A 19,044-nucleotide genomic window follows, 5' to 3' on the forward strand; every position below is an offset into this window, starting at 1 on the left:
GGCCGCTCTCTCGCGGACGTTCACTCGGCACCGCCGGAACGCAGGACGTAGCCGACGCCGCGCACCGTGTGCACCAGCCGGGGCTCCCCGCCGGCCTCGGTCTTGCGCCGCAGGTACATCACGTACACGTCCAGGGAGTTGGAGGAGGGCTCGAAGTCGAAGCCCCAGACGGCCTTGAGGATCTGCTCGCGGGTGAGGACCTGGCGCGGATGGGCCAGGAACATCTCCAGCAGGGTGAATTCGGTGCGGGTCAGCTCCACGGTGCGGTCGCCGCGGGTGACTTCACGGGTGGCGAGGTTCATGGTCAGGTCGGCGAAGGTGAGCGTGTCGCCCTCGTCGGGGGCCGCCCCCGCGGCCGCCGCGTAGGAGCTGCGGCGCAGCAGCGCGCGGATGCGGGCCAGCAACTCGTCCAGTTCGAAGGGCTTGACCAGGTAGTCGTCGGCGCCCGCGTCGAGTCCGGTGACCCGGTCGCCGACCGTGTCGCGCGCGGTGAGCATGAGGATCGGCACGGTCAGGCCGCTCGCGCGCAGCCGGCGGGCGGCGGTCAGGCCGTCCATGCGGGGCATCAGCACGTCCAGCACGATGAGTTCGGGCCGGTGCGCCGCCACCTTCTCGACCGCGTCCAGGCCGTCCACGGCCTCGTCGGTGGCGTACCCCTCGAAGGCGAGCGAGCGGCGCAGGGCCTCGCGGACGGCGGGCTCGTCGTCGACGATCAGGATGCGGGCGGACGTCTCGCCCTGCTCGGCGGCGCTCATGTTCTCGGTGACCTCGGTAGGTGTGAAGGGAGGGCCAGGACCCCCTCAGCCTCGCACGGCGCGTCTGCGGGAGCGCCGCGCGGCGCGGGACGGGGACCGGTACGGCGCGTGCGGCGGGTCGTGGGGTGCCGCGCCGCCCGCGCTCAGGCTGACGGCCGTGGCGAGCGCGCGCCGCGCACGGTGCAGCGGAACGGTGGTACGGGTCCGCTTCATACGGGTCCGCGCGGCGCGGGTCCGCGTCGTACGGGTCCCTGTGGTGCGGTTCCTCGTGGTCATGGTGCCTCCTCGTACGTGTACAGGTGGCGGGGTTTCGGGTCAGCTGTTCGTCGTGCCGCCGGCGCGCAGGTCGGCCAGGTCCGCCTTGACGGTGTTGATCGGTATGGCGAAGCCGAGGCCGACGCTGCCGGCGCTGCTGCCGCTGCCGTTGGAGCTGCCGGAGGCGGAGTACATCGCGGAGTTGATGCCGATGATGCGGCCGGACATGTCGATCAGGGCGCCGCCGGAGTTGCCGGGGTTGAGCGAGGCGTCGGTCTGGATGGCCTTGTAGCTGGTGGTCGAGTCGCCGGTGTCACCGTTGTACTGGTTGCCGCCGAACTCGAACGGCCACGGCATGTCACCCTGCCCCTGGCCCTGCTGCTGTTGCTGCTGGTCCTCCTTGGGCACGGTCACCTCGCGGTCGAGCGCCGAGACGATGCCGCTGGTCACCGAGCCGGTGAGCCCCTCGGGCGAGCCGATCGCGACGACCTGGTCGCCGACCGCCAGCTTGCTGGAGTCGCCGAGGGTGGCGTGCGTGAGGTCCTTGCCGCCCTTGATCTTGATGAGCGCCAGGTCCTTGCCGGGGTCGGTGCCGACGACCTGGGCGGTCTTGGTGGAGCCGTCGCTGAAGGACACCGAGACGGTGTCGGCGCCGGAGACCACGTGGTTGTTGGTGATGATCTCGCCGTCGCCGGTGATGACCACGCCGGAGCCGGTGGACTCGCCCTCGGAGGTGCGGGCCTTGATCTCGACTGTCGCGGGGCTGACCGCCTTGGCGACCGAGGAGACCCCGCTGTTCGACGTGGCGCCCGCGTTGACGACGGCGGTGCTCTGGCCGCTGCTGCTGCCGCCCTGCGTGGCGCTCCCGATGAGCGCGGCGCTGCCGCCGCCGATCAGGCCGGAGGCCAGCGCGACCGCGGCGATCAGCGCGACGGGGCGGCGCGCCTTGCGGCGCGGGGCGCCCTCGGGGCCGCTGTCGGCGGGCGGGGCCGGCGGGGCATACGGGGGCGGCGGCGGGTAAGCCGCCTGCGCGGCACCGGCGTGCGGGCCGAAGGACGCGTACGGGGAGGTGTGCCGGGTGTCGTACTGCGGGGTCTCTTCGCCGCTTCGGCGGTAGCTCTCGGTCATGTCTACGACTCTGCGAGCCGTGCATGAGAACAAGCTGAGAGCACCCTGAGAGGTCCGGCAGAAGTGGGTATGCCCGGTATAAAGACGCCCTCGCCGCCCTTCGGGAGGCTCAGCCCGTGCAGCCGCAGGACTGGCGGACCACCAGCCGGGACGGGTACTGCCGCAGCCGCTCCCGGCGCGACCCGGCCAGCCGCAGCGCGTCGTCGAGCACCAGGTCCACCGCCGTACGGGCCATCGCCTCGCGGTCGGAGCCGACCGTGGTCAGCGGCGGGTCGGTCAGCGCCGCTTCCTTCACGTCGTCGAAGCCCGCCACCGCCAGCTCGCCCGGCACGTCGATGCGCAGCTCGCGGGCCGCGCGCAGCACGGCGATGGCCTGGTCGTCGGTGGCGCACATGATCGCCGGCGGCCGGTCCGGGCTTTCGAGGAGCTTCAGCGCGATCGGGTAGGCCTCGTAGCGGTTGTACGGGGCGTGGAAGTAGCGGCCCTCGGTCGGGCGGCCGGCCTCCTGCATGGCCCGCCGCCAGCCCTCGACGTGGTCGGTGACCGGGTCGCCGGACTTGGGCGTCTCCTCCAGGCCGCCGAAGAACGCGACGTAGGGGTGGCCGTGCTCCAGGAGGTGGCGGGTGGCGAGCTGGGCGCCGCCGATGTCGTCCGCCATCACGGCGACGTCGTCTATGGCGTCGGGGCGGCGGTGCAGCAGCACCACGCGGGCGTCCCAGGTGTCGATCTCGGTGGCGGCGTGCTCGCTGGGGCCCTGGCTGATCAGGATGAGCCCGGCGACCCGCATGCCGAGGAAGGCGCGGAGGTAGTGAACCTCGCGCTCGTCCTCGTAGTTGGCGTTACCGACCAGCACCATCTTGCCGCGCTCGGAGGCGGCACGCTCCACGGCGTGCGCCATCTCCGCGAAGAACGGCTGCCGGGTGTCGGGCACGATGAGCCCTATGAGGTCGGTGCGCCGGGAGGCCATGGCCTGCGCGACGCGGTCCGGCCGGTACCCCAGCTCCTTGATCGCGGCGAGCACCCGCTCGCGCGTGGCCGGGGCGACCGGCCTCGGTCCGTTGTTGATGACGTAACTCACCACGGCGGTGGACGTCCCCGCCAGCCTCGCCACATCATCCCGCGTCACCTTGGCCACGCGCGGCAGTCTACGCGGGTGGTGCTACCGCTTGGCAGGGCGTACGCCGCCCGCCGCCGCGCTCCGGTCGGCGGTGTGCTCGCGCGCCTCGGCCGCGGCCCGCGCAGCGGCGCGTTCGGCCTGCTGGGCGGCCTTCTCCTTGGCCTCCTCGGCGGCCCGCTCGACCTTCTCCGGTACGACGAAGCGGTAGCCGACGTTGCGCACCGTGCCGATGAGCGACTCGTGCTCCGGGCCGAGCTTGGCGCGCAGCCGCCGTACGTGCACGTCGACCGTGCGGGTGCCGCCGAAGTAGTCGTAGCCCCAGACCTCCTGGAGCAGCTGGGCGCGGGTGAAGACCCGGCCCGGGTGCTGCGCGAGGTACTTGAGCAGCTCGAACTCCTTGAAGGTCAGGTCCAGGACCCGGCCCTTGAGCTTGGCGCTGTAGGTGGCCTCGTCCACCGAGAGGTCGCCGTTGCGGATCTCCATCGGGCTGTCGTCCGTGGTGACCTGCTGGCGGCCCATGGCGAGCCGCAGCCGCGCCTCGACCTCGGCGGGGCCCGCGGTGTCGAGGAGTACGTCGTCGATGCCCCAGTCGGCGGTGACGGCGGCGAGGCCGCCCTCGGTCACGACCAGGACGAGGGGACAGCCGGGGCCGGTGGAGCGCAGCAGCTGGCAGAGCGACCGGACCTGCGGCAGGTCGCGGCGGCCGTCGATGAGGATGACGTCGGCGCCGGGGGTGTCCACCAGGGCCGGGCCCTCGGCCGGGGCGACGCGCACGCTGTGCAGCAGGAGGCCGAGTGCGGGGAGCACCTCCGTGGAGGGCTGGAGGGCGTTCGTGAGAAGCAGCAGCGAGCTCATCGCTCATCACCCGCCCGGGTCGTCCGTCGTCGCCTGTCCGTTCGGGTCTTCTGCACGCTTCGCTCGCCCATCGGTTCCTCCTCGGTCCCTGCCTGCGAGGACTTTGCGGCACTGCTTCGTACGGTCGCGGGCCCCGCGCCGTTGCGAGGCTCGCGTGCCTCCGGAAACGTGAGCACTCCGGCACGCTCCGCACCCATGGAGCACGCCTGCGCTCATCCGCGCACCGCGCGTCCGAAAGCACAAAAGGACCCGGGGGCTACGCTGCCCGGATCCTCCATGCCCGACAGAATAGCCCACATGCCTTCCCGGCCGGCGGCCGACTTTGCGCGATCTCGTGTTCCTTCGATCACTTCGAGTGGCCGGCGCATAGCCCTGTTGACGGACGACGGCGTGTGCATCGAGGCCGGGCGCACCCCCTGCGCCCACACGCCGTCCGGCCCTCCGGACGGCCTCGTCGTGGTCCTCGCGCACGGCTTCACCGGCTCCCTGGACCGTCCCGCGCTGCGCCGTGCCGCCGCCGCGTTCGCGCAGTACAGCCCCGTGATCACGTTCTCGTTCCAGGGTCACGGCCGTTCGGGTGGGCGGTCCACGGCGGGTGACCGGGAGGTGCTGGACCTGGCGGCCGTGGTGCGCTGGGCGCGCACCCTGGGTCACACCCGTGTGGCCACGGTCGGATTCTGGGGGCACCTCCCACGCCTTCAGGGCAGTGGGGGAGGGCGGGTCGGTCGTGATCCGGCACGCCGCCCAGTACCGCCCGAAGCATGAGGGGCGCACAGGTGCGCACACCGACATGGTGGTGGCCGTGAGCGCCCCTGCCCGCTGGTATTACCGCGGTACCGCGGCGATGCGGCGGCTGCACTGGGTGGTGGAACGGCCGCCGGGCCGCCTCGTGGGGCGGCTGGGGCTGCGCACCCGCATCCACTCCGAGGCAGGGGATCCGGTGCCGCTCTCCCTCACCGAGGCGGCGCCGATGATCGCGCCCGCTCCGCTGCTCCTCGTGCACGGCGACCGCGACCCCTACTTCCCGCCCGACCATCCCCGCGCGCCGGCGGCCGCAGCCGCGCCCGGCTCCACCGACCTGTGGAGCGAGCGCGGCTACGGCCACGCGGAGAACGCCGCGGCCCCGGACCTGCTGGACCGGATCGCGGGGGGGGCTCGGCACACGGACGGCCGGGCCCGCCGGGGACTGATCAGTCGGCGGGCTTCCGCACCATCTCGATCAGGCTGGTGAAGCTCTCCGCGCCGTACCCCGCCGCCACGCCCCGGCCGAACAGGGCCGCCAGGGCCGCGGGGACCGTGGTGTCCAGGCCCGCGTCCCGCGCCGCCTGCAGCGCGTGCTCGGTGGTGGCCGCGCACATCGCGAGGGTCGCCTCGTCCCCCGGGTACCGCCCGGCCGCCACGTCCGCCGCGATCGCCGGCAGGAAGGACGCCGCGGTCTCCTCCGCCCGCGCCGCGTACGGCAGGTACTCGGCCGCCGGGATGCCGTGCGCCCCGGCCAGCGCCTGGGCCTGCAGGTGCCCGGTCAGCGTGGTCCAGAAGACGGTCATCAGCGCCTGGTAGTAGACCTGTGAGAGGCCCGGGTCGGCGCCGCGGTAGTCGGCTTCGGTGAGCACCTCCAGCGTGGCCCGGTGCGCCTCGAAGACATCCTCGGGACCGCTGTAGAAGGTGGCGGACCCCGGCTGCCCGACCAGCGGCGCCGGGACCTGCACACCGCCGGTGAGGTACCGCGCCCCGTGCCCCGCCGCCCACTCCGCGCCCTCGCGGGCCCGCTCCGGGGTGTCGGAGCTGAGGTTGACCACGACCCGTCCGTCCAGCGCGGCCGCGGCCGGCTCCAGTACCGCGTACATCGCGGCGTAGTCCGTCAGGCTCAGCACCACCAGCTCGTTGGCCGCGAGCGCGTCCGCCACCGTGCCGGCCCGCGCCGCCCCCTCCGCCACCAGGTCGTCCGCCCGGCTCGCGGTCCTGTTCCAGACCGTCACCGGGTGCCCGGCCGCCAGCAGCGCCCGGACCATGGCCCGCCCCATCGGTCCGAGCCCGATCAGTGTCACGCCCTGCTTGCTCATGCCCCACCCCTTCGACATTCACTAAAACGAGCGTTCTATTTAGAACGTGAGCACGATAGCACCCTCTAAAACGAACGCTCTACTTAATTGCGTGCGCGGATACGATCGGCACATGCAGAAGACCAAGGGCGGCACGGCCGGGGCCGGAACGGACGGCGGCCCGGCCGCCCCCGGCACCCGCGACCGGATCCTCGCGGCCACCGCACGGCTGCTCCAGCGGCAGGGCTACGAGGCCAGCGGCATCAAGCAGATCGCCCGCGAGGCCGACGCCACCCTCGGCTCCGTCTACCACTTCTTCCCCGGCGGCAAGCAGGCGCTGGCGGCCGAGGCGATCCGGCACAGCGACGACGAGATGACCGAGCTGCTGCGGACGGCGATGGCGAGCGCCGAGGACCCCGCCGACGCCGTCGTGACGTGCACCCGCATGCTCGGCGAGGAGCTGCGCGCCTCCGGCTGGACCGACGGCTGCCCGGTCACCACCACGGCCCTGGAGACCGTCGGCCGCGCCCCCGACCTGGAGCGCGCCTGCGCCGAGGCGCTCCAGCACTGGCAGGACGTGCTGCGCGACAAGTTCCGTACCGCCGGCATCTCCGCGGCCGACGCGGCCGACCTGGCCCTCACCGTCATGAACACCCTGGAGGGCGCGGAGATGGCCGCTCAGCTCCGGCGCAGCGAAAAGCCGCTCCAGGTGGCGGGGCACCATCTGGAGCGGCTGATCAGGCTGTACCTGTAGGCCCGCCGGCCGGGCGCGACGTCAGTCGGTCTCCGCCACGGCCTCCGCGAACTGGGCCGCGTACAACCGTGCGTACGCGCCGTCCGCCGCCAGCAGGGCGTCGTGCGTGCCCTGTTCGACGATCGAGCCGGACTCCATGACCAGGATCAGGTCGGCGTCGCGGATCGTGGAGAGCCGGTGCGCGATCACGAAGCTCGTCCGGCCGGACCGCAGCTGCGCCATGGCCTGCTGGATGAGGAGCTCGGTACGGGTGTCCACCGAGCTGGTCGCCTCGTCCAGGACCAGGATCGCGGGCTCGGCGAGGAAGGCCCGGGCGATCGTGATCAGCTGCTTCTCGCCTACCGAGACGTTGCCGCCCTCCTCGTCGATGACGGTGTCGTAGCCGTCGGGGAGGGTGCGCACGAAGCGGTCGACGTGGGTGGCCTTCGCCGCCTCGACGATCTTGTCCATCGAGGTGCCCTCGGGGGCGCCGTACGCGATGTTCTCCGCGATGGTGCCGCCGAACAGCCAGGTGTCCTGGAGCACCATCCCGATGTTCGCGCGCAGCTCCTCGCGGGCCATCGCGGCGATGTCCACGCCGTCCAGCGTGATCCGGCCGCCGCTCACCTCGTAGAACCGCATGAGGAGGTTGACCAGCGTCGTCTTGCCGGCTCCGGTGGGCCCGACGATGGCGACGGTCTGGCCGGGGCTGACGGCTAGCGACAGGTCCTCGATGAGCGGCTTCTCCGGGTCGTACCGGAAGGAGACCCGCTCGAAGGCGACCTTGCCCGTGACGTGGTCGGGGCGCGGCGGCTGCTGCGCATCCGGCTCCTGCTCCTCGGCGTCCAGCAGCTCGAAGACCCGCTCGGCCGACGCGACGCCGGACTGCACCAGGTTGGCCATCGAGGCGACCTGGGTGAGCGGCTGGCTGAACTGCCGGGAGTACTGGATGAACGCCTGCACGTCACCGATGGAGAGCGCGCCCGAGGCGACGCGGAGGCCGCCGACGACGGCCACCAGGACGTAGTTGAGGTTGCCGATGAACATCATCGCGGGCTGGATGACGCCCGAGATGAACTGCGCCCGGAACCCCGCCTCGTAGAGGTCCTCGTTCTCCTTGCGGAAGATCTCGGCGGACTCCTGCTGGCGGCCGAAGACCTTGACCAGGGAGTGCCCGGTGTACATCTCCTCGATGTGGGCGTTGAGCGTGCCGGTGGTCTTCCACTGCTGGACGAACTGCGGCTGCGCCCGCTTGCCGATCCGGGTGGCGACCACCACCGACACCGGCACGGTGATCAGCGCGACCAGCGCCAGCAGCGGCGAGATCCAGAACATCATCGCCAGCACGCCGACGATCGTCAGCAGCGAGGCGACGATCTGGCTGAACGTCTGCTGGAAGGTCTGCTGGATGTTGTCGATGTCGTTCGTCGCGCGGGAGAGCACCTCGCCGCGCGCCTGCTTGTCGAAGTAGCTCAGCGGCAGCCGGGCCAGCTTCTCCTCCACCTGCTCGCGCAGCCGGTAGACGGTCCGCTGCACCACCGTGGTGACGATGCGGGCCTGCACGAAGCCGAAGAGGGAGGACGCGAGGTAGATCGCGAAGACCCAGAGGAGCACCGTGCCGACGGCGCCGAAGTCGATGCCGCGGCCGGGGACCACGGGCATCGTGCCGAGGATGTCGGCCAGCCCGTCCTTGCCCTGAGCGCGGAGGGCCTCGACGGCCTGCTCCTTGCTGATCCCCGCGGGCAGCTGGCGGCCGACGATGCCGGCCATGATCAGGTCGGTGGCGTGGCCGAGCACCTTGGGCCCGGCGACCGTCAGCGCGACGCTGACCGTGCCGAGCAGCAGCGCGACGGTGACGATGGCGCGCTCGGGCCGCATCTGGCGCAGCAGCCGCTTGCCCGAGCCCTTGAAGTCCATGGACTTCTCGGTCGGCTGGCCGCCCATGAAGCGGGCCGGACCCGCGCCGGGTCTGGGGCCCGCCTGCGGGGCCGCCTTCTGCGGGGCCGCGCCCTTCGCGGGAGAGCTGCCCTTGCCCTGGGCACCGCCCTTGTCCGGGGTACTCACGCCGCCTCCTGCTCGGTGAGCTGGGAGAGCACGATCTCCCGGTACGTCTCGTTCGCCGCCATCAGCTCGGTGTGCGTCCCCGTGCCGACGACCCGCCCCTCGTCCAGGACCACGATCCGGTCGGCGCCGCGGATGGTGGACACCCGCTGCGCGACGATCACCACGGTCGCCCGGCCGGTCTCGCGGGCCAGCGCGGCCCGCAGGGCGGCGTCGGTGGCGTAGTCCAGCGCGGAGAAGGAGTCGTCGAAGAGGTAGATCTCGGGCCTGCGGACCAGCGCACGGGCGATGGCCAGGCGCTGCCGCTGGCCGCCGGAGACATTGCTGCCGCCCTGCGCGATCGACGCCTCCAGGCCACCCTCCATCCGCTCGACGAAGTCGCGGGCCTGCGCGGTCTCCAGCGCGTGCCACAGCTCCTCGTCGGTGGCGTCCGGCTTGCCGTAGCGCAGGTTGCTCGCGACGGTCCCGGAGAAGAGGTACGGCTTCTGCGGTACGAGGCCGATGGCGTCGGAGAGGGTGCGCGGGTCGAGTCCGCGTACGTCCTCGCCGTCCACGAGCACCACGCCGCCGGTCGCGTCGAACAGCCGGGGCACCAGGCCGAGGAGGGTGGACTTGCCGCTGCCGGTGGAGCCGATGACGGCGGTGGTCTCGCCGGGCCGGGCCACGAGGGAGACGTCCTTGAGGACCGGCTCCTCGGCACCGGGGAAGCGGAACTCCACGCCGCGCAGCTCCAGCTCGCCGTGGCGGCGCAGCTCGGTGATGCCGGCGGCGGGCGGGGTGACGCTGGTGTCGGTGGCCAGCACCTCCTGGATGCGCTCGGCGCAGACCTCGGCGCGCGGCAGCATCATGACCATGAACGTGGCCATCATGATCGACATCAGGATGTACATGAGGTAGCTGAGGAAGGCCGTCAGCGCGCCGATCTCCATGCCGCCGCTGTCGATGCGGTGTCCGCCGAACCAGACGACGGCCACGCTGGAGGCGTTCACGATGAGCATGACCAGCGGGAACATCATCGACATCAGCCGGCCGGCGCGCAGCGAGACGTCGTACAGGTCAGTGTTGGCCCGCTCGAAGCGGGTCCGCTCGTGCTGGTCCCGGACGAAGGCGCGGATGACCCGGATGCCGGTGATCTGCTCGCGCAGCACGCGGTTGACGGTGTCGATGCGCTCCTGCACGCCGCGGAAGAGCGGCCGCATCCGCCGGACGACCATCGTCACCAGCACGCCGAGCAGCGGGACGACGACCAGCAGCAGGCCGGAGAGCGGCACGTCCTGGTTGAGCGCCATGACGACGCCGCCGATCATCATGATCGGCGCCGCGACCATCATCGTGAACGTCATCAGCACCAGCATCTGGACCTGCTGGACGTCGTTGGTGGTACGGGTGATGAGCGAGGGCGCGCCGAAGGAGCCGAGCTCGCGCGCGGAGAAGGACTGCACCCGGTCGAAGACGGCGGCCCTGATGTCGCGGCCGAGCGCCATGGCCGTACGGGCGCCCAGGTAGACGGCGCCGATCGCGCAGACGATCTGCAGCAGCGTCACGGCGATCATGAAGCCGCCGGTGCTGAGGATGTAGCCGGTGTCGCCCGCGACGACACCGTTGTCGATGATCTCGGCGTTGAGAGTGGGGAGATAGAGCGTGGCCAGCGTCTGGACGAGCTGGAGCAGCACGATCAGGGATATCGAACGTCTGTGGGGGCGCAAATGCGCCATGGCGAGTCGGACCAGCACGCGCCGAAGCCTATGCGAACGTTTGCCCGCAGCAACCGATATTTCTGTCTTACGGGGTTCCGGCCGCGAGGCTTTGCCATCCCTTGCCCGGGGCCGCGCGTCCGGCGGCGTAGGCCATCATGGAGGCGGCAACGAAGGAGAAGGGGCCGTCCGTGACAACAACAGGCACCGTCCGCTACTGGGCGGCGGCGAAGGCCGCGGCCGGCACGGCCGAGGAGCCGTACACCGCGCGCACGCTCGCCGAGGCGCTGGATGCGGCGCGCGCGGCGCACGAGGCGAACCCGGAGTTCGCCCGCGTCCTGCTGCGCTGCTCGTTCCTCGTCGACGGCACCGCGGTCGGCAGCCGCGACCACGCCGCTGTCCCACTGTCCCAGGGCGGCACCGTCGAGGTCCTCCCACCGTTCGCGGGAGGATGAGCGCCGAGATGAGCGACCAGCAGCACGGCCCGTACGGGCAGCGGTACGGGTCCTACGAGGACCCGGCGTACGACAACGGCGCGTACGGCGGTGACGCGTACGGCCAGGGCCAGGGCGGCCACTTCCAGGGCGGCCACCCGCAGGCCCCGTACGCCGGCACCCAGGATCCGTACGCCCAGGGTCAGTACGCACAGGGCCAGTACGCGCACGCCCAGGGCCCGTACGCCAACGGCCAGGACCCGTACGCCGACCCGTACGCGCAGCACCGGGCGCCGTACGCGCAGCCGCAGACCCAGACCTGGGACGGCGCGACCTGGGAGACCGAGGCGGGGCAGCCCGCGCACGCCCCCGCCGCGGCGGAGACCACGCACGTCCCCGCCCAGCCCGCGGCAGCGCAGCCGGCGGCCCAGGAGCCCGCGCGGCGGGCCGCGGCCGACGACGACCTCTCGCACCTCGCGCCCAACCAGCGCGCCCGCGCCCTGGGCCACTCTCCGATCATCCCGCCCGGGTTCCAGCCCGCCGCGCTCACCGCGGGGCTCGCCGTGCTGCTCGCGCTGGCGGCGCCGCTGCCCCGGGTGTTCCCGGCCGTGGTGGTCGCGGTCCTCCAGGCGGTCACGGCGGCCGGCTGGTTCCGGCTGAACGGCATGTGGCCGGCCCGTCAGGGCATCGCGCTGGCGTTCCTCAGCGGCCTGGTCACCGACGTCGCGCTGCTGGTCACCGACCGCGAGGCCGCTCCCGTGGTGGGCATCGGCACGCTCGGCGTGTGGTGCCTGCTCGTCCTCGTCCTGCAGCTGCGCAACCGCAGCAGCGCGGACGAGCGGATGTACGCGCTGACCGCGGGGCTCACCTCGTCCGCGCTGGCGGTGCTGGCCGCCGGCCATCTCGCGGCCGAGCCGCACGCCACGGTCACCGGCGCCGTGGCCGTGGCGGTCGCGGTGCTCGCCCGCGCGCTGCCGCTGCCCGGACCGGTCTCGGTCGTACTGGCGCTGCTGGCCGCGACCGGTGCGGGGATCGCGGCCGGACAGTTCGGCGGCGACGGCGCGGCCGGTGCCGTCCTCGGCTTCGCGGCCGGCGGCTGCGCGCTGATCGGCCTGCGGGTCGCCAGCTACGACTACCCCTCGCGGTTCGTGCACCTCACGGCCGGCGTCGCGCTGCCGCTGGCGCTCGCCGCCCCCGCCGTCTACGTCCTGGGCCGCACGCTGGGCTGAGCAGTTTTCCCGGCACCCGTGCGCAACCTCTTCGGGCCGGTCACGCTCCTTACGGAGGAAGCGTGACCGGCCTGTTCATGCCGTCGCACAAGGTGCCCGGTTAGGCTCGGCGTCACACCGAAGCATGGGGGGAAGGGGTTCGATGCGCGCTCTGAGAAGGCTCTTGGTGTTCTTGGTCGTCGTCGCGGCGCTGTTCGTCGCCGCCGACCGGCTGGCCGTGAACTTCGCCGAGGACAAGGCCGCCGAGAAGATCCAGGGCAGCCTGGGGGTGAGCGAGACGCCACAGGTCTCCATCAAGGGCTTCCCCTTCCTCACCCAGGTCGCGAGCGGCACCCTCACCGAGGTCGACGCCTCGCTCGGCGGCATCGAGGCCACCGCCGAGGGGCACCGGCTGCGGGTCTCGGAGCTGTCGGCCCAGTTCCACGACGTAAAGCTGAGCAGCGACTACACCTCCATCGAGGGCGCGGCCTCGGCGACCGGCGAGGCCCGTATCGGCTACGCCGACCTGACCAGGGCGGCGGGGGACGGCGTGCGCATCTCGTACGGCGGCACGAGCGGCGGCAAGAGCCAGGTCAAGATCTCGCCGGACATCCCCGTGCTCGACTCGCTCGACGTGGTCGGCACCGTCTCGACGGTGGGCGGCGACACGATACGGCTGCGCGCCGACGAGCTCCCGACGCTGTGCACCGCGGTCCCCGGCTGCGAGGACAAGGTGCGGGCCCGTACGGATCACGACTGGAAGCTGGGCGAGCTGCCGGCCGGGCTGAAGCTGGACCGCGTGACGACCACCCGCGACGGCATAGCGATCTCCGCGAGGGGCACCGACGTCAAGCTGCCGGGCTGACCCGGCGGCCGCCACGGAGACCCGCGTCCATACTTTGAGACGGGCCTGTCCGTACCGCGACCCGTGAAGGCCGTCCGGCCCGCCGCCGGGCGGCTCGCGCACAGCCGTTCCCGCCCTCCGCTTCCACATCGCGGACGCTCACGTCTCAGAATCCGACACACCGGTGACACGCCCCGCTGTCCCTCTTTACGATCGGAGCCATGCAGAGCCTGATGAGCCGTTCCCGTACGCGGGGACAGGCGGATCTCACGAAGCGGCGGGCAGTCGACCTGTGCCGCGTCGCCGCCATGCTCTGTCGCTCTGTCTGACGGGTTTCTGCCACCCGTCCTCCCGGCCTTGAGGCCATTCCGCCTGTACCCCCGCGCAGCGCCGCGCGCCTCTGATGCCGCCGCGCGTACCGGCGTACTCCTGCGCAACCGCATCCGAAACTGCCCCGGAGGAGAAAACCATGAGCCGTAGCGACGTCCTCGTCGACGCCGACTGGGTCGAGGCCCACATCGACGACCCCAACGTGGTCCTCGTCGAGGTGGACGAGGACACCTCGGCCTACGACAAGAACCACATCAAGAACGCGGTCCGTATCGACTGGCAGCAGGACCTGCAGGACCCGGTGCGCCGTGACTTCGTCGACCAGGAGGGCTTCGAGAAGCTCCTGTCGGAGAAGGGCATCGCCAACGACGACACCGTCGTCCTCTACGGCGGCAACAACAACTGGTTCGCCTCCTACGCGTACTGGTACTTCAAGCTCTACGGCCACCAGGACGTCAAGCTCCTCGACGGCGGCCGCAAGAAGTGGGAGCTGGACTCCCGCGACCTGGTCGACGGCTCGCAGGTCCCGAACCGCGCGAAGACCGAGTACAAGGCCAAGCCGCAGGACACCTCCATCCGCGCCTTCCGCGACGACGTCGTGAACGCGATCGGCAACAAGAACCTGGTGGACGTCCGCTCCCCCGACGAGTTCAGCGGCAAGCTGCTCGCCCCGGCGCACCTCCCGCAGGAGCAGTCGCAGCGCCCCGGCCACGTGCCGAGCGCCCGCAACATCCCGTGGTCGAAGAACGCCAACGACGACGGCACCTTCAAGTCCGACGAGGAGCTCAAGGCCCTCTACGAGGACGAGCAGGTCGACCTGTCCAAGGACACCGTCGCCTACTGCCGCATCGGTGAGCGCTCCGCGCTCACCTGGTTCGTGCTGCACGAGCTCCTGGGCCAGGAGAACGTGAAGAACTACGACGGCTCCTGGACCGAGTACGGCTCGCTCGTCGGCGTGCCGATCGAGCTCGGCGCCAACAAGTAAGCCCCCGACCCACCCTCCCTACCCCTCAAGGAATTCCCATGTGTGGAGCACAGGCCGGCGGCCCCGACGCGTCGACCATCAAGCCCGGCGAGACCACGATCCAGGGCAGCGTGACCAAGGACGGCGAGCCCGTCACCGGTTACGTCCGCCTGCTGGACAGCACCGGTGAGTTCACCGCCGAGGTCCCCACCTCGGCCACCGGACAGTTCCGCTTCTACGCGGCCGAGGGCACCTGGACGCTGCGCGCGCTCGTCCCGGGCGGCACCGCCGACCGCACCGTGGTCGCCCAGCAGGGTGGCCTCGCGGAGGTCGCCATCGCCGTCTGACGCAGACCGTTCCCGGACGGTCCGCAACACGGCTGGAGGGCCGCACCCCAGGGGTTTGGACGCCTTGGCCGGGGTTGCGGTCCTCCGCGCTTTCCCGCCCTCCGTACGGCTCGCCGCAACGGAGGGCGCAGCGCTGTTCAGGCCCGCCGCCCGGATCTACCGTGGGGGTATGTCCGTGCAGCGCCGTCACCGCAGGTACTACGCCATGATGGCCACCTGCATCGCGCTCTTCGTCCTGGCGTGGGGCGTCGTGCGGCTGTGGTCGCTTCCGGCGGCAGTCGCGATGTGCGTGGTCGCCATGGTCATCCCGCCCTTCGCGGCGATCGTGGCGAACCGCAGGGAGCCGGGTGAGCGCTGGTGGGACGAGTCCGGCGACCCGGAGTCCGACCGCTGGTGGCGCGAGCTGGACGACCAGGACCACCGGTGAGCGCCCGTCCGGGCCCCTGGGGCGGACCTCACAGCGCCGTCGCTCCCTGCGGCGACTAGACTCACCTACGGTCCGTAAACCCTCACTCTGTCCGAGGAGCGCGCTCGTGCTTGAGGCATTCTTCACCGCCCTGCTTGTCCTGGTCGCCGTCGGCGTCGTCGCCTTCGCCGGTCTGACCTGGAAGAAGCTCTACCAGGGTCAGCGCTGACCGCGCCCGGACCGAGCCTGTCCACCTCCTATAGATCGCCTGAGCTCTCATGATCGAGATCCCGTCCGACCTGAACCCGGCCCTCGTACCGCTGGCCTTCCTCCTGGGCAACTGGGAGGGTGCGGGCGTCGCCGACTTCCCCGGCACCGAGAAGTGCAACTTCGGGCAGGAGGTCACCTTCTCCCACGACGGCCGTGACTTCCTGGAGTACCACTCGCACAGCTGGGTGCTCGACGGCGAGGGCAAGAAGGTCCGCCCGCTGGAGTCCGAGAGCGGCTACTGGCGCATCGACAAGGACCGCAAGGTCGAGATCGTCATGGTCCGCGACCAGGGCGTCGTCGAGGTCTGGTACGGCGAGCTGGCCGACCAGAAGCCGCAGATCGACCTGGCGACGGACGCCGTGGCCCGTACCGAGGCCTCGGGCCCGTACAGCGGCGGCAAGCGGCTGTACGGCTACGTCAACAGCGACCTGATGTGGGTCGGCGAGAAGGCGACGCCGGACGTCCCGCTGCGCCCGTACATGTCGGCCCACCTCAAGAAGGTCGCGGACGCCGACCTCAAGGAGTGGGCGGAGAGCCTGCCCGAGGACATGCCCGACGGCGTCTCCTTCTTCAACCCGGACGGCACGCCCTACAAGCCGTAACGGCCCGCCGACGGGCGTACCTACACTGGGGGCGTGGTGACCACCGACTGGCAGAGCGACCTCCGCAAGCGCGGATACCGTCTGACGCCCCAGCGGCAGCTCGTGCTGGAGGCGGTCGACCGGCTGGAGCACGCCACGCCCGACGAGATCCTCACCGAGGTACGCAAAACGGCGGGCGGCGTCAACATCTCCACGGTCTACCGCACCCTGGAGCTGCTGGAGGAGCTGGGCCTCGTCAGCCACGCCCACCTCGGGCACGGCGCGCCCACGTACCACCTCGCCGACCGGCACCACCACATCCACCTGGTGTGCCGGGACTGCACCGAGGTGATCGAGGCCGACCTGTCGGTCGCCGCGCCCTTCCGGGAGACGCTGCAGAAGACCTTCGGGTTCGACACGGACCTGAAGCACTTCGCGATCTTCGGCCGGTGCCGGGAGTGCACCGCGAAGGCGGCCGGCGAGGACGGGGCGCACGCGGCGGATTCCGGCTGAGACCGGGCTCCCCGCTCACCCACCGGGACGGACCGGCCGACCGGTACTACCGGGACGTACGCTGGGACACATGCTGCGTCCATCAGAAGCCAGCCCCTTGCTGTCGCTGCCCGGTGCCGTCCCCGCCGAGGCCCCCGACGAAGGCGTCGCCGCGCACTACGGCGACCTCTTCCGCGAGCAACGCGCCCTTGCGGACGGCGCGGGCTTCGTGGACCTCTCGCACCGCGGCGTGCTCGCCGTCTCCGGCCCCGAGCGGCTGAGCTGGCTGCACCTGCTGCTCACCCAGCACGTCAGCGAGCTGGCGCCCGGCCACGCCACCGAGGCGCTGATCCTCTCCGCCAACGGCCACATCGAGCACGCGCTCTACCTCGTCGACGACGGCGAGACGACCTGGCTGCACACCGAACCCGGCACCCAGGAAGCGCTGCTCGCGTACCTGGAGAGCATGAAGTTCTTCTACCGGGTCGAGGTGGCCGACCGTACGGACGAGCTGGCCGTCGTGCACCTGCCGGCCGGCTCCATCGCCGAGACGCCCAAGGACGCCGCCGCCGTCCGCGAGACGCCGCACGGCCGCGACCTCTTCCTGCCGCGCGCCTCCCTGGAGGACTTCGCCGGGACGCACGGCCCGGCGATCGGCGTGCTCGCCCTGGAGGCGCTGCGCGTCGAGGCGCACCGGCCGCGGCTGGGTCTGGAGACCGACCACCGCACCATCCCGCACGAGCTGGGCTGGATCGGCACGGCCGTCCACCTCCAGAAGGGCTGCTACCGCGGCCAGGAGACCGTCGCCCGCGTCCACAACCTGGGGAAGCCGCCGCGCCGGCTGGTCTTCCTGCACCTGGACGGCAGCGAGGTGAAGCTGCCGGGGCACGGTACGCCGGTCCGGCTCGCCGCCGACGGCCCCGAGGGGCGCCAGATCGGTTTCATCACGACCTCGGCCCGCCACCACGAGCTGGGCCCGATCGCGCTGGCCCTGGTCAAGCGGAACGTGAAGGCGAACGCCGAACTGATGGCGGACAGCACGGCGGCGGCCCAGGAGATCGTGGTCGAGCCGTAGCGGGCGCGCGGCCCGCCGGGCCGCGTCAGACCTCCAGAAGCACCGTGAACGGGCCGTCGTTCGTCAGCGAGACCTTCATGTCCGCGCCGAACCGGCCCGTTTCCACCTGCGCGCCGAGCGTCCGCAGCTGCGCGACGACCTCGTCGACGAGCGGCTCGGCGACCGGCCCCGGCGCCGCCGCGTTCCAGGTGGGGCGGCGGCCCTTGCGGGCATCCCCGTACAGCGTGAACTGGCTGATCACCAGCAGTCCCGCGCCCGTGTCCGAGCACGACTTCTCACCGTCGAGGATCCGTACCGACCACAGCTTGCGGGCCAGCTGCGCGGCCTTCTCCGGGGTGTCGTCGTGCGTCACGCCGACCAGGACGCACAGGCCCTCCCCCACGACCTCGCCGACGGTCTCGCCGGCCACGTCGACGCGTGCGCCGTTCACCCTCTGCACCACTGCTCGCATACCGCCATGATGCCGGTCGCCACCCCAGGCCACCCCGGCGGGTGTGAGCGCCTCACCACCCGGACAGCCCAACCGCGCCGCCCGCCGTACCCCCACACGGACCGTTCGCGGGCCAATGACCCTGCGCGCGCACCTCTCGCAGTGGCACGATGCCTGCACGCGGTGCGCGGGACCACGTGGCTCCGGACCGCGCCGCACGAGGGGACGGACACACGCATGAGCACCGCCGGCACCGGGCAGACATCCTCCGGTTCCGTACCTTTTGCCCGTACATCCGCCCAAGGGGCAGCGGCGGTCTCCGCGCGCGGGCCCCTGCCCCTGCCCCTGCCCCTGCCCCTGCCCCTGCCCCTGCCGACGATGTCCACGTCCCGGCCCGAGCCGTCGCCCCCGCCCGGGCGCCCGGCGCGGCCCGGCGACCGCACCGAGGATGGCCCCATGCTCCCCGCAGGCCCGGCTCAGCCCCGCCCTCCGCTGCAACGCGACCGCTTCCGTCCGGCCCCCCGGCCCGACCTCTCGGGCCTCGACCTGCCCGAGATCCGCAAGCTGCGCCGGGACGCGCAGCAGGAGGAGGCCGACCTCAGCTACGTACGGCGACTGCTCCAGGGCCGCATCGACATCCTCCGCGCGGAGACGGCGCGGCGCGCGGCGCCCCAGACCACGGTCCTGGACCGGCTGCCGGAGATCCTGACGGACGAGCCCTCGCGGCACCGCTCCTCGGCCCGGCACGTGACGGTCGGAACGCCGCACAGCGAGGAGTACCGCCGGCTGGCCGACGACATGCTCGGCGAGGTCGAGCTGTCCGACCTGGGCGCGCGCACGGACACCGAGCTGCGGGAGGCGATGGGGCGGCTGGTCCAGTACGAGCAGCAGGTCTCGCTGCGCCGCCAGTCGCTCCAGCGCACGGCCGACGATTGCAGCGCGGAGATCGCCCGCAGGTACCGTGAAGGGGAAGCACAAGTAGACGACCTGCTCTCCTGATCCGGCGGTCCCCCGCCGTCCGGT

21 protein-coding genes and 1 pseudogene are annotated in these 19,044 nt (G+C 71.9%); 13 read left to right on the forward strand and 9 right to left on the reverse strand.

Translation table 11 applies throughout. The annotated features are described in order from the left end of the window. Window positions 1-20: 20 nt before the first annotated feature. The 5 genes from ACIGQF_RS25345 to ACIGQF_RS25365 form a co-directional block, all read right to left on the reverse strand. A complete protein-coding gene (locus ACIGQF_RS25345; protein WP_399714297.1) occupies window positions 21-755 on the reverse strand; it encodes a response regulator transcription factor in 735 nt (244 codons plus the stop codon). Between the two features lie 45 nt (window positions 756-800). Beyond that, entirely contained in the window at window positions 801-1,031 is a 231-nt protein-coding gene (locus tag ACIGQF_RS25350; protein ID WP_399714299.1) for a hypothetical protein, read from the reverse strand. 39 nt (window positions 1,032-1,070) lie between these two features. Beyond that, the gene (locus tag ACIGQF_RS25355; protein WP_399714301.1) at window positions 1,071-2,138 is read right to left on the reverse strand and encodes a S1C family serine protease; all 1,068 of its coding nucleotides are present in this window, start codon (window positions 2,136-2,138) and stop codon (window positions 1,071-1,073) included. Between the two features lie 109 nt (window positions 2,139-2,247). Continuing rightward, window positions 2,248-3,273, reverse strand: a complete 1,026-nt coding sequence (locus ACIGQF_RS25360) for a LacI family DNA-binding transcriptional regulator (protein WP_399714304.1) — start codon at window positions 3,271-3,273, stop codon at window positions 2,248-2,250. 24 nt (window positions 3,274-3,297) lie between these two features. Continuing rightward, the gene (locus tag ACIGQF_RS25365) at window positions 3,298-4,110 is read right to left on the reverse strand and encodes a response regulator transcription factor (protein WP_361558999.1); all 813 of its coding nucleotides are present in this window, start codon (window positions 4,108-4,110) and stop codon (window positions 3,298-3,300) included. A 297-nt stretch (window positions 4,111-4,407) separates the two neighbouring features. Here ACIGQF_RS25365 and ACIGQF_RS25370 point away from each other — a divergent pair. After that, window positions 4,408-5,341 (forward strand): annotated as a pseudogene (locus ACIGQF_RS25370) (alpha/beta hydrolase). Here ACIGQF_RS25370 and ACIGQF_RS25375 read toward each other — a convergent pair. Then, entirely contained in the window at window positions 5,301-6,173 is an 873-nt protein-coding gene (locus ACIGQF_RS25375) for an NAD(P)-dependent oxidoreductase (RefSeq protein WP_399714307.1), read from the reverse strand. The pseudogene ACIGQF_RS25370 and the gene ACIGQF_RS25375 overlap by 41 nt on opposite strands. A 112-nt stretch (window positions 6,174-6,285) precedes the next feature. Here ACIGQF_RS25375 and ACIGQF_RS25380 point away from each other — a divergent pair, with 112 nt between their 5' ends. After that, complete coding sequence (locus ACIGQF_RS25380; RefSeq protein WP_399714310.1) at window positions 6,286-6,906, forward strand: TetR/AcrR family transcriptional regulator; 621 nt, start codon at window positions 6,286-6,288, stop codon at window positions 6,904-6,906. Between the two features lie 21 nt (window positions 6,907-6,927). On the opposite strand, the gene ACIGQF_RS25385 is transcribed toward ACIGQF_RS25380, so the two are convergent. Together ACIGQF_RS25385 and ACIGQF_RS25390 are read right to left on the reverse strand one after the other, a co-directional pair. Continuing rightward, window positions 6,928-8,829, reverse strand: a complete 1,902-nt coding sequence (locus ACIGQF_RS25385) for an ABC transporter ATP-binding protein (RefSeq protein WP_399714456.1) — start codon at window positions 8,827-8,829, stop codon at window positions 6,928-6,930. Window positions 8,830-8,945: 116 nt separating this feature from the next. Beyond that, window positions 8,946-10,679, reverse strand: a complete 1,734-nt coding sequence (locus tag ACIGQF_RS25390; RefSeq protein ID WP_399714312.1) for an ABC transporter ATP-binding protein — start codon at window positions 10,677-10,679, stop codon at window positions 8,946-8,948. A gap of 119 nt (window positions 10,680-10,798) precedes the next feature. Between ACIGQF_RS25390 and ACIGQF_RS25395 the strand changes: the two genes are divergently transcribed. From ACIGQF_RS25395 to ACIGQF_RS25440, 10 genes are all read left to right on the forward strand, one after another. Further along, entirely contained in the window at window positions 10,799-11,095 is a 297-nt protein-coding gene (locus tag ACIGQF_RS25395) for a MoaD/ThiS family protein (RefSeq protein ID WP_399714315.1), read from the forward strand. Between the two features lie 8 nt (window positions 11,096-11,103). Then, window positions 11,104-12,303: a hypothetical protein gene (locus tag ACIGQF_RS25400; RefSeq protein WP_399714317.1), complete on the forward strand. Its 1,200-nt coding sequence runs from the start codon at window positions 11,104-11,106 to the stop codon at window positions 12,301-12,303. 166 nt (window positions 12,304-12,469) lie between these two features. Then, window positions 12,470-13,147, forward strand: coding sequence for a DUF2993 domain-containing protein (locus ACIGQF_RS25405; protein WP_399714320.1), 678 nt, complete (start codon window positions 12,470-12,472; stop codon window positions 13,145-13,147). A gap of 212 nt (window positions 13,148-13,359) precedes the next feature. Further along, window positions 13,360-13,455 carry a putative leader peptide gene (locus ACIGQF_RS25410; RefSeq protein ID WP_351594259.1) on the forward strand — a complete coding sequence of 32 codons (96 nt, stop codon included), beginning with the start codon at window positions 13,360-13,362 and terminating at the stop codon, window positions 13,453-13,455. 140 nt (window positions 13,456-13,595) lie between these two features. After that, window positions 13,596-14,441 (forward strand): sulfurtransferase, encoded by an 846-nt coding sequence (locus tag ACIGQF_RS25415; protein WP_399714322.1) that lies wholly within the window; start codon window positions 13,596-13,598, stop codon window positions 14,439-14,441. 38 nt (window positions 14,442-14,479) lie between these two features. Next, on the forward strand, window positions 14,480-14,767 hold the full coding sequence (locus tag ACIGQF_RS25420; protein ID WP_030254814.1) for a DUF1416 domain-containing protein: 288 nt from the start codon (window positions 14,480-14,482) through the stop codon (window positions 14,765-14,767). A gap of 169 nt (window positions 14,768-14,936) precedes the next feature. Then, window positions 14,937-15,194 (forward strand): DUF3099 domain-containing protein, encoded by a 258-nt coding sequence (locus ACIGQF_RS25425; RefSeq protein ID WP_399714325.1) that lies wholly within the window; start codon window positions 14,937-14,939, stop codon window positions 15,192-15,194. Between the two features lie 257 nt (window positions 15,195-15,451). Continuing rightward, entirely contained in the window at window positions 15,452-16,045 is a 594-nt protein-coding gene (locus ACIGQF_RS25430; RefSeq protein ID WP_399714328.1) for an FABP family protein, read from the forward strand. Between the two features lie 33 nt (window positions 16,046-16,078). Beyond that, window positions 16,079-16,537: a Fur family transcriptional regulator gene (locus ACIGQF_RS25435; protein WP_399714331.1), complete on the forward strand. Its 459-nt coding sequence runs from the start codon at window positions 16,079-16,081 to the stop codon at window positions 16,535-16,537. A gap of 70 nt (window positions 16,538-16,607) precedes the next feature. After that, complete coding sequence (locus ACIGQF_RS25440; protein ID WP_399714334.1) at window positions 16,608-17,591, forward strand: YgfZ/GcvT domain-containing protein; 984 nt, start codon at window positions 16,608-16,610, stop codon at window positions 17,589-17,591. Window positions 17,592-17,616: 25 nt separating this feature from the next. Here the strand turns inward: ACIGQF_RS25440 and dtd are convergent, their stop codons facing one another. Then, entirely contained in the window at window positions 17,617-18,042 is a 426-nt protein-coding gene (gene dtd, locus ACIGQF_RS25445) for a D-aminoacyl-tRNA deacylase (RefSeq protein ID WP_361558960.1), read from the reverse strand. A gap of 435 nt (window positions 18,043-18,477) precedes the next feature. On the opposite strand from dtd, the gene ACIGQF_RS25450 reads away from it, so the two are divergent. Next, complete coding sequence (locus ACIGQF_RS25450) at window positions 18,478-19,020, forward strand: ABC transporter substrate-binding protein (protein ID WP_399714337.1); 543 nt, start codon at window positions 18,478-18,480, stop codon at window positions 19,018-19,020. The last annotated feature ends 24 nt before the right edge of the window (window positions 19,021-19,044 follow it).

The sequence above is a fragment of the Streptomyces sp. NPDC053560 genome (genome assembly GCF_044544605.1).
Lineage (GTDB): Bacteria > Actinomycetota > Actinomycetes > Streptomycetales > Streptomycetaceae > Streptomyces.

Excerpts from the sequence above, each read along its gene's own strand:
- ACIGQF_RS25440 (WP_399714334.1), top strand. The coding sequence starts at position 16,608 with ATGCTGCGTCCATCAGAAGCCAGCCCCTTGCTGTCGCTGCCCGGTGCC.
- ACIGQF_RS25365 (WP_361558999.1), bottom strand. The coding sequence starts at position 4,110 with ATGAGCTCGCTGCTGCTTCTCACGAACGCCCTCCAGCCCTCCACGGAG.
- ACIGQF_RS25400 (WP_399714317.1), top strand. The coding sequence starts at position 11,104 with ATGAGCGACCAGCAGCACGGCCCGTACGGGCAGCGGTACGGGTCCTAC.
- ACIGQF_RS25425 (WP_399714325.1), top strand. The coding sequence starts at position 14,937 with ATGTCCGTGCAGCGCCGTCACCGCAGGTACTACGCCATGATGGCCACC.
- ACIGQF_RS25355 (WP_399714301.1), bottom strand. The coding sequence starts at position 2,138 with ATGACCGAGAGCTACCGCCGAAGCGGCGAAGAGACCCCGCAGTACGAC.
- ACIGQF_RS25395 (WP_399714315.1), top strand. The coding sequence starts at position 10,799 with ATGGAGGCGGCAACGAAGGAGAAGGGGCCGTCCGTGACAACAACAGGC.
- ACIGQF_RS25450 (WP_399714337.1), top strand. The coding sequence starts at position 18,478 with ATGCTCCCCGCAGGCCCGGCTCAGCCCCGCCCTCCGCTGCAACGCGAC.
- dtd (WP_361558960.1), bottom strand. The coding sequence starts at position 18,042 with ATGCGAGCAGTGGTGCAGAGGGTGAACGGCGCACGCGTCGACGTGGCC.
- ACIGQF_RS25430 (WP_399714328.1), top strand. The coding sequence starts at position 15,452 with ATGATCGAGATCCCGTCCGACCTGAACCCGGCCCTCGTACCGCTGGCC.
- ACIGQF_RS25375 (WP_399714307.1), bottom strand. The coding sequence starts at position 6,173 with ATGAGCAAGCAGGGCGTGACACTGATCGGGCTCGGACCGATGGGGCGG.
- ACIGQF_RS25350 (WP_399714299.1), bottom strand. The coding sequence starts at position 1,031 with ATGACCACGAGGAACCGCACCACAGGGACCCGTACGACGCGGACCCGC.
- ACIGQF_RS25420 (WP_030254814.1), top strand. The coding sequence starts at position 14,480 with ATGTGTGGAGCACAGGCCGGCGGCCCCGACGCGTCGACCATCAAGCCC.
- ACIGQF_RS25385 (WP_399714456.1), bottom strand. The coding sequence starts at position 8,829 with ATGGGCGGCCAGCCGACCGAGAAGTCCATGGACTTCAAGGGCTCGGGC.
- ACIGQF_RS25345 (WP_399714297.1), bottom strand. The coding sequence starts at position 755 with ATGAGCGCCGCCGAGCAGGGCGAGACGTCCGCCCGCATCCTGATCGTC.
- ACIGQF_RS25380 (WP_399714310.1), top strand. The coding sequence starts at position 6,286 with ATGCAGAAGACCAAGGGCGGCACGGCCGGGGCCGGAACGGACGGCGGC.
- ACIGQF_RS25415 (WP_399714322.1), top strand. The coding sequence starts at position 13,596 with ATGAGCCGTAGCGACGTCCTCGTCGACGCCGACTGGGTCGAGGCCCAC.
- ACIGQF_RS25410 (WP_351594259.1), top strand. The coding sequence starts at position 13,360 with ATGAGCCGTTCCCGTACGCGGGGACAGGCGGATCTCACGAAGCGGCGG.